This window comes from Parapedobacter sp. (assembly GCF_053550995.1).
Genome location: NZ_JBMQOC010000099.1, coordinates 1 through 15,813 on the forward strand (window position 1 = coordinate 1; position 15,813 = coordinate 15,813).

Genomic DNA, 15,813 nt, shown 5'->3' on the forward strand with positions numbered 1-15,813 from the left:
AACGAACCCGATGCCGAAGGGCGCCGTACCGTGAGGGCGATGGATATCCTCTTCCCTGGCATTGGCGAGATGGTAGGTGGCTCACAACGCGAAGAACGCCTGGACAAATTAACGCAACGCATGGAAGAGATGGACTGGTTCTTGGATACCCGCCGTTTCGGCACGGCACCCCACTCGGGCTTCGGTGTCGGTTTCGAACGGCTCGTGCTTTTTGTCACCGGGATGACCAATATACGCGACGTCATCCCCTTCCCGCGCACACCGCATAACGCGGAGTTTTGATGATGGTTGATAAAACGATGTTATTACGTATTTACGAAGAGAATCCCAATCCCAAGGCCATCCAGCAGGTGGTAGCCGTACTGCGGCGTGGGGGGCTCATCATCTATCCTACCGATACAGTGTATGGCCTGGGCTGCGACATCAACAACCACAAGGCCATCGAGCGCGTTTGTGAACTGCGCGGCATCAAACCGGAGAAAGCGAACCTGTCGTTCATCTGTTACGACCTCACCGCTATATCCCAATATACCAAGCCATTTGATACCGCCACCTTCCGTGTATTGAAAAAGGCGCTGCCGGGTCCGTTCACCTTTATCTTCAACGCCAGTGGCCAGGTACCCAAGCTGCTAAGCTCAAAAAAGAAGACGGTAGGTATCCGGGTGCCCGATAATCGCATCGCCCGCGAAATCGTGCAGGAACTGGGCAATCCCATCGTATCGGCATCCATCCACGACGACGATGAAATCGTGGAATACGCCACCGACCCCGAGCTCATCCACGAAAAGTTCGGCGATCTCGTCGATATCGTCATTGATGGGGGTTATGGCGGCAATGTAGCTTCCACCGTGGTGGATACGACATCGGGCGATTTCGAAATCATCCGCGAAGGCAAAGGCGATATCGGCCTTTTCATGTAATGACGCTAAATTTTAACGAATAACTATTTATCCAACATGCGCAAACAAATCAAGCAGTTTTTCGAAGCCGACTCCGCAAGTGGGATTACCCTCTTGGTCTTTTTGATCATCTCGCTCATCATCGCCAATTCCTCCTGGGGACCGGGGTTTGAATCGTTGCTATCGCAGAAAGTAGGTTTCGAGACCCCGCAGGTACATCTTAAGTACAGCATCCTGCTGTGGATCAACGATGGGCTCATGGCGTTATTTTTCCTGATGGTCGGTATCGAGATCAAACAGGAGCTGGCCCATGGCCAACTCTCATCGGCAAAAAAAGCATCCCTGCCATTCTTTGCCGCGTTGGGTGGCATGCTGGTACCGGCAGCCCTGTATGCCCTATTTAATGCCGGCACCGAGACCGTCCATGGCTGGGGCATCCCCATGGCTACCGACATCGCATTTGCCATCGGCATCTTATCCATCCTAGGCAAACGGGTCCCCATCGCGTTGAAAGTGTTCTTGACCGCGTTGGCCATTGTCGATGATCTGGGTGCCATACTCGTTATCGCCATCTTCTACACCGCCGAACTCCAAAGCACCTACCTACTCTACGCCCTGGGTATCTTTCTCTTGCTCGTATTCATGAACCGCATGGGCATAAAAAACGTATGGGCTTACCTCATCCCCGGTTTGTTCATCTGGTATTTTATCCACCACTCTGGCATCCATGCGACGATAGCAGGGGTACTCACCGCCTTCGCCATCCCGATAAAAGGGAAACAGGCCAACCATTCCCCTATCCAGTCGGTAGAGCATGCCATCAGCACGCCCGTCAACTTCATCATCATGCCACTGTTTGCCTTGGCGAACACCAACATCCGGTTTGAAAGCGGCATGGTAGAGGGGCTGGCCAGTCCGCTGGGCATGGGTATCATTGCCGGCCTGTTTATCGGCAAACCGATCGGCATCACCTTGTTCTCCTGGATTTCGGTGAAACTGGGGTTGAGTGTACTGCCCAAAGGCACCAAATGGTTTCAAGTATTGGCCATGGGACTGATGGGCGGCATCGGTTTCACCATGTCGATATTCATCGCCTTGCTATCGTTTGTTGATGCCTATCACCAAACGGAAGCCAAGTTTGCCATCCTGGTCGCCTCAGCCCTTTCCGGCATCATCGGTTTCTTGATTCTCAGAAATATCGGGAAAAAGTATATAAGCAGCCCCTAACTTATCCAGGGCCAGGCCGGTCTGTGCTTCCCATATCCCCTTACCAACCCGCCCTTCCGGCCGGCAAAGGCGTACGCATGGAAATAGGAATGGGCAACCTTCGTCTTCGCAAGCTGCCCATTCCTCATTTGGATATATTTGTTTTAATAGGGTACAATTACATCTACCATAACAAATGTAATACATTCGGCCTTGTAGGTGTGTTAACGAATGCCCAACAAAATGTTAATGAAAATCAAATAGGCCGTCATATGGCACCTATAGTTGCTATTTCATTGTTATATTCGCTCATATTAAAACAGCAGTTAATCAGATAGATACATGCGGTACTCATTGAAGACACATAAAGGTGTTTCACTGGTGGGACTCATTTTATTGGTTTCCGTGGTGTGCTACCTTACCTTCAATACATTTAAACTGAGGGACGAACAATACCAAGCTGTCGAGAAAACGCTCATCAACGAACACTACACCCAGCGTATCCGCAACGACAAGGTATTCCCGGGGGGTGTAGCCATCATCGATCGATACTTGATGGGCAATATCCACGCGTTGGAAACAGCCTACCAGCGAGGTTCCGAAGTGTTTGCATCCCAAAAAAACCTCGTACTCGACAGCATGTTCCAAGCACTCCGCGAAGGTAATACCATGGATAGCCTCTTTGCCGTAGTCAAAACCGAATACCAGCTGGATGAGGACCTCGAGTACTTGCTCACCATTAACAACATCCAGTTGGTATTCAAAAACATGATGCTCGTCAACGCTTATCAGGCGGCCAATCCGCCGTCATTTATCGCGGACAGCCTGAATACATCGGTAGGGGTTCGCATCGGGGGCAATCTCAACACGCCGCTGCCACAAAATGAAATCAGCAACATCACGGTCAGCAATGCAGAAGACTATAATTACTGGATGACATTTTCGCTGCATGCCGACCACCGTAACCGTACGTGGCGTGTGATGAAGCTGATGATGCCCACGCTCCTACTCGCCCTGTTCGCCATCGGCTGTGTGGTATCCATCTATTACGTTACCTACCGCAACTGGCTCCGCCAGAAAAAGCTGGCCGAGATGAAGTCGGACTTCGTCAACAGCATTACGCATGAGTTCAACACCCCCCTTTCAACCATCATCGTGGCCAACAAGAATATGCAAAACGACCACATCCTGGCCAATGCAGAAAACATCAAGCCCCTCACTAAAATCATCGAGCGGCAGTCGCTCCGCTTACAGAAGCTGTTTGACCAAGTGATGGACATCACCACGATGGACGACTCGACATTACAGAAAGAACCCTACGAACTCCACCAGCTGCTGAATGAAATCATCAACGACTACAACGTGAAGCTATCCGTCCAGAACGCTGCGGTGACCTTACATACCGTGGCGCAACCCCTCCAGGTGGAACTCAACAAGTTTTTTTTCATGACGATGCTCCTGAATCTATTCGACAATGCCATCAAATACAACCATAGCGAATATAAGCAGGTCGCCGTCCATACAGCGCTTTCCGAAAACACCATTAAATTAAAGGTATCAGACAACGGCATGGGCATTCCGGGCAGGGAAATAGAGCATGTGTTCGAAAAGTTCTACCGTTTCCAGAAGCAAGGTGCCCAGCATATTTCGGGGCTGGGGCTAGGGCTCTATTACACGTACCAATGCATCAAAAGCCACGGATGGAGACTTTCCGTGGAAAGCAGGGAGCAGGTAGGCAGCCAGTTCACCATCCATATCCCCCACAAAAGTTAACGCAGCTATGAACCCGAAATTATTATACGTAGAAGATGAGATAGATTTGGGCAATGTGACCAAACAATACCTAGAGGCAATGAATTTCGAAGTCACTTGGTGTGTGGATGGCAAAACCGCCTACCAGGAATACATGCGGGGGGAGAACCTATATAGCCTGGTCATCATCGATATCCAGCTCCCTGACTTCAACGGCTTCGACCTGGCACAGAAGATCGTGGCGCACGACAAGAATGCCTACTTCCTGTTCCTCACTGCCCGCAAGGAAAAAAAAGACCGCCTGTTGGGGCTGGATATGGGGGCCATGGACTACATTACCAAACCCTTTGACATCGATGAGCTGGTATTGCGTATCCGCAACATCGTGCGGCGCAAAAATGTAGTGGCAGAAGCGGAACCCACCGCCGGGACCATCCAGATCGGCAACATCACCCTCCATAAGGAAACACTGAGCCTCTCCGTGGACGGCCGTGTGAAAACCACGGTGACGCTACGCGAAGCGGAGTTGTTGGAATACCTGTATACCCATCGCAACACCATCGTAAAACGCGAAGACCTGTTGATCCGGTTTTGGGGAGAAAACGACTATTTCATGGGGCGCAGCCTTGATGTGTTCATATCGCGGCTCCGCAAACTGTTGCGGCAATCGGGTTCGGGGGTACGTATCGAGAATAGCTACGGCGTTGGCTTTATCCTCTCGGTACCGCCTTCAGAGTAAAACCAGGTCTTCGATCACCACCTGGCCAACGTGCTCATTCAGACGGCCGATAATCTGGGACCGCATCAGCACCAGCTCGCTTTTGATCACCGACGACTCGACCTTTACAAACAGTTTCTTGTCGCGCACATACAGCTGTTTCGTACGGCTGGCGATGGCCTTGCCCATCAATTCCGGCCAAGCCGACACCAAAGCGGTTTCGTCGAACTTGCGCCGCAACCGGTACACATCGAGCATGCGCTCGATGGCTTCCTTGATGGTCATGTCTTCACCCCTGCTCATGCTATCCCAATTGTTGTGCCGCACCGTCATCGATGCCAAAAACCCGAACGCCACGGTTTATTTCTTCAAAGATACGTTTTATCCGCACGGAATCCGTATCGGTTAAGAATATCTGTCCAAAATCGTCATCCGATACCATCCGCATCAGCTTCCGCGTACGTTGGTCGTCCAGCTTATCGAAGATATCATCCAGCAGCAGCAGCGGCTTGAACCCTTTCCGACGGTGCAGGAAACTATACTGTGCCAGCTTCAACGCAATCAGGAAGGACTTCTGTTGCCCTTGCGAACCGAATTTCTTAAGGGGCATATCGCCATGGATGGCAAAGAGCAGGTCGTCTTTATGGATGCCCACGGTGGTCCGCTCCAGCAGGCGGTCGCGCTCCAAATGCTGCGCCAGCATCGTGGCGAACGAGCCCTGCATCAGCTGCGACTCGTATACCAACGACACCGTTTCGGCCGTATCGGTAAGGAACCGGTAATGGTCGTCGAACTCGGGGATAAATTCGGCCATGAAGGCTTGTCGCTTCTCAAAAATAGGCACGCCAAGTTCCACCAGCTGCATATCGAGTACCTCGAGCAGGCTGCGGTCCAACACACCCCCTTTGGCTGCCTGTTTCAACAGGCTATTGCGTTGAACGAGGCACTTATTGTAAGCGATGAGCCCATCGAGGTAAGCCAGGTCGGTCTGCGAGATGACGCTGTCTACGAACCGGCGACGTTCCTCGCTGCCGTCGGTAACGATGGCCGAGTCGCTCGGCGAAACCATCACCAATGGGAATAGGCCGATATGGTCGGCCAGCCGGTCATATGTCTTTTTATTCTTCTTGAATTGTTTCTTTTGGTTGCGTTTCAGGCTGCACGCCACGGTATCCGGTTGGCCCTCTTTATCGAATTCGCCCTGCACCATAAACCAGTCGCCGCCACGGCGTATCTGCTGCGAGTCGATCGGGTTGAAGAAGCTTTTGCACAGGGATAGGTAATGGATGGCATCCAACAGGTTGGTCTTGCCTGCGCCGTTGGGCCCTGTAAATGCATTCACCTCCGGCGCAAAGTGCAGGGTGGCCTCGGCATAATTCTTGAAATTAAGGACAGTGAGTTGTTTCAGCCACACAGTTTTAGATTATTTTAAACCTTCGATTTCAGATTTACGCAGCGGGCTCCGCTGTCGTTACTCAGTGGTCGATTTGATCTCTTCGAAGTCTACAAATTCACCGGCATTTTTAGCGCCGTTCTTCGGCTTGTCTTGCGGCGGCATATAGTCAATGCGCACCTTGCCATCCGGCTGGCGCCGTTGATGGGGGCTGGCCCCACTGAACGTGGTATTTCTCTGCTGGTATTGTTGTTGGGCGTTGCCCATCACCTTTTCTGCCATCTTGCGCATCGCCCATGGGAAAAGGAGCCGTGCTACCAAACGTACCAACCACAGGACGGCTATTGCGATGACTAAAAATTTCAATAATCCCATATTGATACAAACTTAGGCAAAAATGGTTTTACATGCAAGTTTGTCACCATTGATTTACGACGCAGCTTTCGCCTCCTTTTCCTTACCATCCATTATACAGTCCCGCGCATCCAATTTGGCATGGCCGGAGAGACGGGGCTTAATATCAGTATGTCCCAGATAGAATCTCAAATCGACGTATTGAATGAAGATTTTAAGCGTTTAAACCCCCATGCCACGAATACTTTTGCATATATCCGTTCGCTACGGGCACACCCTTTACCATCCATAATGCAGACCGAAGCGCAGCGTATTGCGCAACGGGTTGCGCTGTTGGGCGGAGATCAGGTAGGCGAGGTCTACCCCAAGCCCGTCGAAAGCCAACCCCAGCCCGGCAGTGAAATACCGCAGGTTATCTTTCCCGGCGCTGGTGTGGTAATAGCCGCCACGCAGGGCGAACCGCCCGCTGGGTGCCCATTCGATGCCCGCCGATATCCGCACCTCGCTGAGTTCTTCTCCCAACCCGCCCGGCGCATCGACAAACGAACCCATCATGGCGCCAAAGACCGAGCTGCTGGGCTCCTTCCCCCGGATGATATCGCCATCAGCGTCGCGCTCCGGCTCGGTGGGTACCAGCAACTTGTTGAGGTCGAGCATGAAAGCAAGGCGGCCAGCACCCGAATACCGTGTATAGGCCGACCCCACACGCAGGTTCATGGGCAGGAAATGCTCGCTGGTACCGTATTGCATCCGCGTACCGATGTTGGATAGCTGCACGCCGAAGGCCAGGTCGGCATCCACGGTATGCAGCACGATGGGCCTCCGGCTATACCAACCGATATCGAAGGCGATGGCCCGGCCGGGCAACGCCTCGCCCGTGAGGTAGTCGCCCGCACCGATGCCCGAATGGATGTAGCGGAACGTGGTGGCCAGGGCCGATTGATCCGATAATTTCAGGATGTAGGCGGCATCCATGGCGGCCTCGAACGCGCGGTATTGGAGGTATTCGTTCCCCTGTGCATCGGCGAAGCGAACCTCACCGAGGGAGAAATACCTGAAGGAGGCTGCCACGGCTTGCCGCGCATCCAGTTTGGCATAGCCGGAGAGATGCGACAGACTGATGTCGTCGGCCAGCTGTTTGAGCCAGGGGGTAAAGGAAAGTCCGACCCCCGCTTGGTGGGACGCGAACGCATATTTGGCGGCGTTCCAATGCATGGCATGGGTGCCGGGCAACGTGGCCACGCCCGCATCGCCCATCCCGGCAGCCCTAGCGTCCGGCGCGATAAGCAGGAAAGGCACGGCAATACGCACGTCGCTGTGCCTGCTGCCATCGGTACGGATGGGTTGGGCATGGATCAGCACCGAGCAGAGCATGGAACCGGCAAATAAAACGAGGCGCGATCGCATGGTTAGCAGCTGTGATGGTTACGCGGTAAAGGTAGTTGTCTTGGAACCGATTTCCAAATGTTGGTGGGGGTGTAGCGTTCCGGAAACGAAACACGTCCACCCAATAAAACCAACGAATCGTTGGATAATTAAATTCAAAAGGCTAATTTAGCTGATACTAACAATTACGAGCCGATACCTATCGTTTTTAGCCGTCATTTTTAACTTAAAAAAGTGAGTCATGAAAAACTTAATTAGTAGTACTTTTTTCCATCCTTTTTTTGTCGGTCTCGTTTGTTGCTTGTCATTGCTTGGCGGCTGCCAGAAGAGTGAAATTGGGGAAAAGCCGAAAAACATACCTCTAACTGAAGTGCCGACTAACCCAAATTATGCTACACTTCCGTTGGTCGGAACAAAATGGAAACTGGTCGGTTTCGTGGACCAGACAACAAATAACGTTAAATCGGTACAGTCGTCAGCAGCAGACAACTATACGCTCGCATTTGAGAGTAATGGTGATTTTGCTGGTATTTCTTCCACAAATACTATCATGGGCGTGTTCTCATTTGATGTTTCGGATAGTATTATGAAAGTAGAGAAACTAGGAGGTACAAAAATTAATGAGACCCCATACGGCAAGCAATATATGTCTCTATTGAGGTCGACAATAAAATATGAAATAACAGAGATAGGCTTAAAGCTACATAATGAAAGTACTATTTATTTACTTTATTCTCCGATTGAGAACTTTTAACCTAAACATCAATATTTTATGTACCGGCTTAAACTAGATTCATTAACCTAAAGTGAGATCACTACCGCTATGAAAAGAACATCCATCATTATTTTTATCAGTTTTAACATATTTTCTGGTTTTGCCCAAATCGCTACCGATGAGGCGCCAATCAGTTTTACCCATCCTGCAATCGGTCTCATTTTGGAACGACAACCGGTAGAGATAAAACACTCCCCATCTTGGATATGGTCCGTATACAAAAAGAAGATGAAAGAGATGAACAACAAGGCATACCCCCAAGATTCGGGTTTCGGCATAGTGTTTCTTACAACCTTAGAAATTCGGGAACTTGGACGGACCTTGAAAATGGAGACCGTATCTGGCGGTTGAGCATTCATTGCCCGGGCGCTTTATCTATAAACCTACTTTATAATCAGTTTTGGTTGCCCGAAAAAACCAAGCTGTTTGTTTATACAAGTGATGGAAAACGCACCATCGGAGCCTTTACAGCACGGAATAACAAGGGGACAATCACAGGCCTTGAAGGTTTTGCCACGGGTCTGCTATATAGTGAGACCATCACATTGGAATATTATGTGCCGAAAGGCGTTGACGAGTTAGGAGTAATTCAGATCGCGGGGGTTGTTCATGGTTACCGTTATATCAATTTACCTGAATTTGCAACAAGGAGCCTGGGGTCGTCTGGCGGCTGCCAAGTGAATGTAAATTGTCCGGAAGGGTCAAGTTGGCAGCAGGAAAAGAATGCGGTGGCATTGATATTGGTAAACGGGAATAGGTATTGTACCGGTTCTCTCATAACTACCACATGTAAAGATGACCAACCCCTACTTCTTACAGCTGACCATTGCCTAGGCGGGTGGGCAAACAGCACAAAACATGACGCTATAACAGCACCCAACTTAAGCCATTGGTCATTCTATTGGCATTATGAAAGCCCCACATGCTCGAATCCAAGTACTGAGCCGCCTCACCTTTCCACCAGTGGCGCCACAGTGATTGCAAATAATGGTAACAGTGATTTTGCACTTCTGGAACTAACGGAAGACCCAAAGGATAGGAATGGTGTCACACCGTATTATCTTGGATGGGATCGGTCAGGAACTGCAGGAACAGGAGGGGTTGGAATTCATCATCCTAGTGGGGATATAAAAAAGATTTCGACATACGTAGGTAGCCCTATTTCTACAAATTACCTTAGTAATACGATTAATCCAAACGGCGCCTATTGGAAAGTACAATGGACGGCAACAGTAACCAATCATAGCGTAACCGAAGGTGGTTCCTCTGGCTCCTCTCTTATCAATAGCAACAAGAGGGTTATTGGGCAATTACATGGTGGATACGCGAGTTGTAGTGATAAAGATCTACCCGATTGGTACGGCAAATTCAGCGTGTCGTGGACCGGAGATGGGGCTACGGATAACAGAAGGCGGCTGGACCACTGGTTGAGTCCCGGTGGCGGTACAGCACCAAATACAGTCGATGGCAAAGCGGCGACAACACTCGCCGGTCCCTCCACCCTCTGCGCCTCGGAAACCTTTACCGCCACTGGCCTACCCACGGGCGCCACGGTATCTTGGAGCGTTTCCGGTACCTATACCATCGTCGGGTCATCCACGGCCAACCCGGTTACCGTTCAGCCAACGGCGAGTGGCAACGGGGTACTCACCGCTACGATCACTTCAAGCTGCGGGAGTTTCGAAGTAACCAAACCGCTTTCCGGTATTTCCCTAGAAATCAGTCCCACCCCGAGCTCCACCTGCGGGAGCGCCACGGTATCGGTGGATGCCGGGGCGGGAACCTACAGCTGGACCGTGACGGGCGACCTGTCGATCAACGGTGGGGGCCAAACGCTCGTGACCAGCAGCAACACCATCCAGGTGGACGGTGTTGAAGGCGGCAACATCAGCGTGACCATAACCGGGGCATGCGCATCGACGGTCAACCTCGGCGAGTATTATTCGCCGTATGGCGCCGGTGACGGCACCATCGGCTCATACAACAGCTTCCCCATGCTCCCCGGCGATCCGCTGACGGCATACATACAGGACTTCGCCGGCGAGGCCGCCGTGGTGGAGTACCATTGGTACCTGAATGGCAACCTGGTGCTCGCGGGACCCTCGCAGGAATACAACAGCAACATCGACGGCGGCGCTTGGGCACTGCAATGCGACATGAACACGCTGCAGGTGGAAGCGATGCTCGACTGCGGTGAAACCGTATCGGTGGGCGAGCTGCCATTCGAACGGATGTGCTTCCTATTCCGCGTTTACCCCAACCCGGCAAACGAAACGCTTACCGTATCGGTGGGAGACGATGGTGCCGGGCAGGCACAGCGGAAGGCCCGGCCGGCAGCATTCACCGCCATCCTCTACGACCATGCGGGTACGGAACACCGGAAGGGCGAAAGCAAGGACGGTACCGCGGTCCAATTCAATACCACAGGCTTGCCCGAGGGCACGTATTTCGTGCATATCCACAAAGACGGGGAAGTCGAAAAGCGGCAGGTGGTCATCCGGCATTGAGGCAGTCCCCCACCCTCCATCGTACAGGCCGAAACGCAGCGTATGGCGTAAGGGGGGCGCACATCGTTCTGCCTGCTGCCGTCGGTACGGATAAGCTGGGCATGTCGGCGTGTAGCGTTCCGGCAATGAATCACGTTCACCCAATAAAACCAACGGATTGTTGGATATAATTGAATTCAAGAAGCCAAATTAGCTGATACTAACCATTACGAGCCGGTACCTGTGGTTTTTAGCCGTCATTTTCAACTTAAAAAGTGAGTTATGAAAAACTTAATTAGTAGTACTTTTTTACATCCTTTTTTCGTCGGCTTCGTTTTTTGCTTGCCATTGCTTGGCGGCTGCCAGAAGAATGGACTCCATAAGGATTCGAATACTGTACCCTTAAGTGAAATTCCAGAAAATCCCGATTATGCTCTTCATCCGTTGGTCGGCACAGAATGGATATTAATCGGTTTTGCCAATACGGAAGCAGGCTCGATTAGAAAAGTCAAACATCCGGATTATGAACAAGGCGATTATCATTCAAATAATGAGACTAGGCTTTACACATTGGTTTTTACGCTAGACGGTGGGTTACAAGGAAAAGCGTCTATTAATACGGTAAGTGGAAGCTATATAATTGATAAAGATGATGGACAGAAATTCACAAGTATTGTGCTTGGCTCATCTACCTATGCAGGAGAAGGCCCGGACGGAGAGTTATATATAGATGCTATAAATCAAACGGATAGGTTTAGTATCAATCGAAAAGGATTGTTACTGTATTTTGAATCAGATAATTTCTTGTTATTTAAACCTTTATAGGTGTAAGTTATGAAAAGAATATTACAACAACGAACGTTCGGTTTGATGCTAACATACAGCGCAAGCGAGTATATGCTATTCAAACCTGAACCGCTTACCTTTCATGCCTACGCCGTCGCATTGGAAACCGATTGCGGAAAACCGTTGGTAGACGTTGATGAACACGATAAAGAGCACTTGAGATATTACGCCTATGGGCTGAACCAAGCATACCATCCACTTGGAAAGGGAATTGTAATTTCAATCAGAGAAGTTAATGATGACGATCTGAGCTTATGCACAGCAGCATGACGAAGGCAATCCATATCATGGTGGTTTTTTTGGCATTGGCATGTCAAAAAGAACAAGACACCATTCCTTTATCAATAAAGAAAGTCGATCTTCTATTAGACACCAAACCAACTGCCATAAGCTTTGCAGACGAGCATTCCGGCTTCATCAGCACCGCGTATTCACCCAAATATGGTAGTTCACTTATACTGAAAACCACGGATGGGGGCATTAATTGGCTTGGCGTTCCTGTTTCAATAGATGGTTCGGTAGCGATCAACTTAAGAAGTGTGTATGCCCATACCAAGGATACTGTTTTTGCCACCTTCAATACGCAAGGCCACTGTGGGGTCTGCATAAGTACCGACGGAGGAAGCACTTGGAATAGCCTGCTCAGCGCCGATCAGACCTTGCCTTACACCGATGTGCTTTACCACAATGACCGAATTTTTGTCACGTTGTCCGGTGGGATTATCAGCAGCAATGACCTGGGTAAAACGTGGGTATCGGTCTACCAACCTGAAAAACCGGGAGGAAATATCGGTGTGAAGATGTTTACGAATAAAACGATTGGATATGCTTACGGAATGGATATGGTCTATTGTCGCACCGATTGCCCACCGTATCGTGTTGGAACGCTTATAAAGACCATCGATGGGGGCGAAACTTGGTTTCGCCTAGCGGATATACCCAGCGGGCCCACGGACCTTAAATTCATGGATGAACAAAATGGTTATGTGTTTGCCTATGGTGGTAATCTTTACCGCACTATCGACGGAGGGCGGAACTGGCAATTGGCTGGCGAAGTATCGTCCGAAGGCTCATATTTTGTTTCCGTACGCCAAGGGCCGGACATTTACTATAGCACGGGTGCATCGCGCATCTATCGAAGCCCATTAGATTTAAAGACTAAAACCATCGTATTTCAAGATGACGGCGGCGAAAGCTATAATTTCAAGGGTCTTGCGATATCAAACCAGAAAATATTGTTCCTATCACGAGATGGGCGTATTTTGATTATAAACCTGAAATAATGAAAAAAATCATGATTACTTCATCTGCTCTATTATTCGCTTGCTTTTTCTTGATTTCCTGCCAAAAACAAAAAATGCCCCTTGAAGCGAAAAGCATTGATGAAGCGTATAAATTTATTGTAGGAGAATGGAAGTGGGAGAAGACAGAGTCGCAAGCCCGGGGACAAGAAAATCCTACAGTACTGACCCCACATTCAGAGAATAAGACGAAATTGTTCATCTTCAAAAGTGACAAATCCGCGGTACTTATTGAAAATGGAGCGGAAGTTGACCACTATAATTTCAATATTGCAACATCTTCTCAACTAACCGGAACGGAACACGGCAAAAACGAATTGATTTTACAACTCGTCAATTCGTCTGACGAATTAGAGACAAAAGCATATTTTCTCGCCATTCAAAGAAATAGAATGTTTATGTCAGACAGATTAAGTACCACGATTAGTTATTACCGATGAAAATATCTCCACCCGTTTTCCTGCTTTTTTTACATGTGCCAAGTAATATCTCGGGAAATCACTTAACATATATCAAATCCTCGTTATGAAGACACTGACTTTCAATAAGAGCAACTTTTTTCCGACGTTAATGATTCTGTTGCTAACCTATTCGTGGGGGTGCCAAAAAAGTAACCGCCTCAATGCCAACCAACGTTGTAAGGTAGTCGCAAAAATTGGCCAAGACAATGATATAGTCGGAAAATGGAAAATGGTAAAGGGGCAAACTGCTTTCCATGAACAAAAAATCATCGACTTTTCCTGTGACAATATCATTTATGATTTTCAAACAGACGGTACATTGAGCATAAGTAGCGATACCGAGAATTTGATATCGCTAGCATCGGGGAAGTATAAATACGAACTTCTTTTTGAGCCTTTAGAAGCCTCTAATGAAGAATTTATGTTACGAATAAATGGGTTAGTTATGGGGAGTGAGATCTCAACCGATGCGATGACCATAAACCAATCTTATCACGACGGCCCTATTTTACATTTCGTCCGAATAAGGTAGCATACCACAAATTCAAGACGGCGGGGATTATCCTTTCGCCTTGAGGATCGCCTGTTCCAGCTCCACCTGCCGTTGCGTACCGATGATATACAGCAGGCCGTCGCGGTCGGTGAGCCATACCGCGTCCTTACCTCCCGCGTAGAATTTGATGCGCCCCTTTTGGTGTAGGTTGTAGACGGGGTTATTGATGAAAAACTTGCTGTAGGGCTTACGCTCCACCTGCACGATGCTGTTGAGATCGATCTTCACCAGCCGCGTGGTCCACAATCCGCTCAACTTTACGCAGCCACCTTCCACGGTGATGCGGTATTGCAGCATATACATCATCACGATCGAAACGAACAAGATGGCGATACCCACCACGAGGAACAGTTGGCTTTCGCTCTCGCGCTCGATATTGATATAATAGGCCGTGAAACAGAACAGCGCCAGCACCAGCCGCACGCTGAGCCAGCCGCGATCACGCCCCAGGTACTGGTTTTCCACGTAAATCGGTTTTTCCTCCATGGCATTAAAGACGTGCTAATGTAAACACTTTTTTCGTTTTGGCCGTAATTTTATAGCGATTGTCCATCCGGTAGGGCACCACCCAAAGGATATCGCCGTTGCCGTTGACCACCACCGGCACCCGGTGTTTCCGGTAGACGGGGATTTTCAGCGACACGAAGAAGTCGCTCAGCTTCTTGCTTCCCTTCATCCCCAACGGGTGGAAGGCGTCGCCCGTATGCCACGAACGGATCTGCAATGGGAAAACGAGGCGATCGGCATCGAACTGAGCCATGTGCGCGCCGGCGCGGACCACCGTATCCGTAGACCAGCCCGGTTCGAAACAGCATCCATTCCAGCAGATGGTGTCCGCATCTTCATGGATGGTCGCCATTTCGTCCGTGGGCGCCTCGCTCCGCCTCATCACCACCACCGCACGGTCGAGGTAGAGCATATGCGACGGCGAGGAAAATCGCTTGCCGGGCATACCCGGTAATGCGGCGGCCAAATCACCTAGCACCGCCTCGGTAAAACCGTAGGGCTTAAACAACTCATACAACAGGAAAAGTTGCGGGTCGAGGACTGCGAGTTCGGCGATGGGTATGTGCCACTCCTCCCCCTCCCCTACTTGTTGCCGTAGGAATAGCCGGCCGCGCAGCTCCGCCACATACCGCTGCACAACCATTTGGGCGTCCGAAAAATGGGTCATATTCGCGGCTATTGTCCGCTCCAATGCCGGGTTCAGTTCCTTCAGCTTGGGGATAACCTCCAGCCGTATTTTATTGCGGGCGTATTTGGTGGAAAAGTTGGACGCATCATCGCGGTAGTCCAAGCCGCGCCGTGCCACTTCGGCTGCCACTTCCGCCGCCGTAAGGAACAGCAGCGGACGGATGATATGGCCACGCTTGGACTGGATGCCCCGGAGGCCGCTGAGGCCCGTGCCACGCACGAGGTTGAGTAGCAACGTTTCGAGGTGGTCGTTCTGGTGCTGCGCCACCGCGATACAGTCGTAACCCTGCGAAGCACGGATGGTTTCCAGCCAATCGTAGCGCAGGTCGCGCGCCGCCATCTGGATGGAAATGCCATGGGACCGCGCATGCCCCTCCGTATCGAACGCCGTGGTATAGAAGGGCACATCCAACTGCCGTGCGAGCCGGTTTACGAGTGCCTCGTCGGCATCGGCCTCAGCCCCGCGCAACTGGAAATTGCAGTGGGCGA

General features: G+C 50.3%; 20 protein-coding genes. 13 read left to right on the forward strand and 7 right to left on the reverse strand.

Features of this window, described 5'->3' with window-relative positions:
• The 5 genes from ACO1NT_RS13035 to ACO1NT_RS13055 form a co-directional block, all read left to right on the forward strand.
• The coding region (locus ACO1NT_RS13035) for an amino acid--tRNA ligase-related protein (protein WP_449049088.1) at positions 1-282 on the forward strand (282 nt) is incomplete at its 5' end.
• Between the two features lie 17 nt (positions 283-299).
• The gene (locus tag ACO1NT_RS13040) at positions 300-920 is read left to right on the forward strand and encodes an L-threonylcarbamoyladenylate synthase (RefSeq protein ID WP_449049107.1); all 621 of its coding nucleotides are present in this window, start codon (positions 300-302) and stop codon (positions 918-920) included.
• Positions 921-956: 36 nt separating this feature from the next.
• Positions 957-2,126 carry a Na+/H+ antiporter NhaA gene (gene nhaA, locus ACO1NT_RS13045; protein ID WP_449049089.1) on the forward strand — a complete coding sequence of 390 codons (1,170 nt, stop codon included), beginning with the start codon at positions 957-959 and terminating at the stop codon, positions 2,124-2,126.
• 321 nt (positions 2,127-2,447) lie between these two features.
• Complete coding sequence (locus ACO1NT_RS13050; protein WP_449049090.1) at positions 2,448-3,878, forward strand: sensor histidine kinase; 1,431 nt, start codon at positions 2,448-2,450, stop codon at positions 3,876-3,878.
• Positions 3,879-3,885: 7 nt separating this feature from the next.
• Entirely contained in the window at positions 3,886-4,596 is a 711-nt protein-coding gene (locus tag ACO1NT_RS13055; RefSeq protein ID WP_449049091.1) for a response regulator transcription factor, read from the forward strand.
• On the opposite strand, the gene ACO1NT_RS13060 is transcribed toward ACO1NT_RS13055, so the two are convergent.
• The 4 genes from ACO1NT_RS13060 to porV all read right to left on the reverse strand — a co-directional run bounded on the left by ACO1NT_RS13060 (position 4,588) and on the right by porV (position 7,729).
• Positions 4,588-4,878, reverse strand: a complete 291-nt coding sequence (locus ACO1NT_RS13060) for a DUF721 domain-containing protein (RefSeq protein WP_326328939.1) — start codon at positions 4,876-4,878, stop codon at positions 4,588-4,590. The two genes, ACO1NT_RS13055 and ACO1NT_RS13060, sit on opposite strands and share 9 nt — an antisense overlap.
• A gap of 1 nt (position 4,879) precedes the next feature.
• Positions 4,880-5,989, reverse strand: a complete 1,110-nt coding sequence (recF, locus tag ACO1NT_RS13065; protein ID WP_449049093.1) for a DNA replication/repair protein RecF — start codon at positions 5,987-5,989, stop codon at positions 4,880-4,882.
• Between the two features lie 57 nt (positions 5,990-6,046).
• On the reverse strand, positions 6,047-6,343 hold the full coding sequence (locus ACO1NT_RS13070; protein WP_449049094.1) for a DUF4834 family protein: 297 nt from the start codon (positions 6,341-6,343) through the stop codon (positions 6,047-6,049).
• A gap of 258 nt (positions 6,344-6,601) precedes the next feature.
• Entirely contained in the window at positions 6,602-7,729 is a 1,128-nt protein-coding gene (gene porV / locus ACO1NT_RS13075; protein WP_449049095.1) for a type IX secretion system outer membrane channel protein PorV, read from the reverse strand.
• Positions 7,730-7,949: 220 nt separating this feature from the next.
• Between porV and ACO1NT_RS13080 the strand changes: the two genes are divergently transcribed.
• Together ACO1NT_RS13080 and ACO1NT_RS13085 are read left to right on the forward strand one after the other, a co-directional pair.
• Positions 7,950-8,462, forward strand: coding sequence for a hypothetical protein (locus ACO1NT_RS13080; RefSeq protein WP_449049096.1), 513 nt, complete (start codon positions 7,950-7,952; stop codon positions 8,460-8,462).
• Between the two features lie 69 nt (positions 8,463-8,531).
• Positions 8,532-8,834, forward strand: coding sequence for a hypothetical protein (locus ACO1NT_RS13085; RefSeq protein ID WP_449049097.1), 303 nt, complete (start codon positions 8,532-8,534; stop codon positions 8,832-8,834).
• 268 nt (positions 8,835-9,102) lie between these two features.
• Here ACO1NT_RS13085 and ACO1NT_RS13090 read toward each other — a convergent pair whose 3' ends face one another.
• Complete coding sequence (locus ACO1NT_RS13090; RefSeq protein WP_449049098.1) at positions 9,103-9,261, reverse strand: hypothetical protein; 159 nt, start codon at positions 9,259-9,261, stop codon at positions 9,103-9,105.
• 595 nt (positions 9,262-9,856) lie between these two features.
• Between ACO1NT_RS13090 and ACO1NT_RS13095 the strand changes: the two genes are divergently transcribed.
• The 6 genes from ACO1NT_RS13095 (at position 9,857) to ACO1NT_RS13120 (ending at position 14,109) form a co-directional block, all read left to right on the forward strand.
• Positions 9,857-10,990, forward strand: a complete 1,134-nt coding sequence (locus ACO1NT_RS13095; protein ID WP_449049099.1) for a T9SS type A sorting domain-containing protein — start codon at positions 9,857-9,859, stop codon at positions 10,988-10,990.
• Positions 10,991-11,251: 261 nt separating this feature from the next.
• Positions 11,252-11,794: an META domain-containing protein gene (locus ACO1NT_RS13100; protein WP_449049100.1), complete on the forward strand. Its 543-nt coding sequence runs from the start codon at positions 11,252-11,254 to the stop codon at positions 11,792-11,794.
• 9 nt (positions 11,795-11,803) lie between these two features.
• Entirely contained in the window at positions 11,804-12,085 is a 282-nt protein-coding gene (locus ACO1NT_RS13105; protein WP_449049101.1) for a hypothetical protein, read from the forward strand.
• The gene (locus tag ACO1NT_RS13110; RefSeq protein WP_449049102.1) at positions 12,082-13,098 is read left to right on the forward strand and encodes a hypothetical protein; all 1,017 of its coding nucleotides are present in this window, start codon (positions 12,082-12,084) and stop codon (positions 13,096-13,098) included. Before ACO1NT_RS13105 ends, ACO1NT_RS13110 begins: the two co-directional genes overlap by 4 nt.
• Complete coding sequence (locus ACO1NT_RS13115) at positions 13,098-13,556, forward strand: hypothetical protein (protein WP_449049103.1); 459 nt, start codon at positions 13,098-13,100, stop codon at positions 13,554-13,556. Before ACO1NT_RS13110 ends, ACO1NT_RS13115 begins: the two co-directional genes overlap by 1 nt.
• A gap of 85 nt (positions 13,557-13,641) precedes the next feature.
• Positions 13,642-14,109 carry a hypothetical protein gene (locus ACO1NT_RS13120; protein WP_449049104.1) on the forward strand — a complete coding sequence of 156 codons (468 nt, stop codon included), beginning with the start codon at positions 13,642-13,644 and terminating at the stop codon, positions 14,107-14,109.
• A 27-nt stretch (positions 14,110-14,136) separates the two neighbouring features.
• Here the strand turns inward: ACO1NT_RS13120 and ACO1NT_RS13125 are convergent, their stop codons facing one another.
• Both ACO1NT_RS13125 and tilS read right to left on the reverse strand, forming a co-directional pair.
• On the reverse strand, positions 14,137-14,616 hold the full coding sequence (locus ACO1NT_RS13125; protein WP_449049105.1) for a hypothetical protein: 480 nt from the start codon (positions 14,614-14,616) through the stop codon (positions 14,137-14,139).
• A gap of 4 nt (positions 14,617-14,620) precedes the next feature.
• Positions 14,621-15,813 (reverse strand): tRNA lysidine(34) synthetase TilS (gene tilS, locus ACO1NT_RS13130; RefSeq protein WP_449049106.1); only part of this gene is annotated, 1,193 nt, incomplete at its 5' end.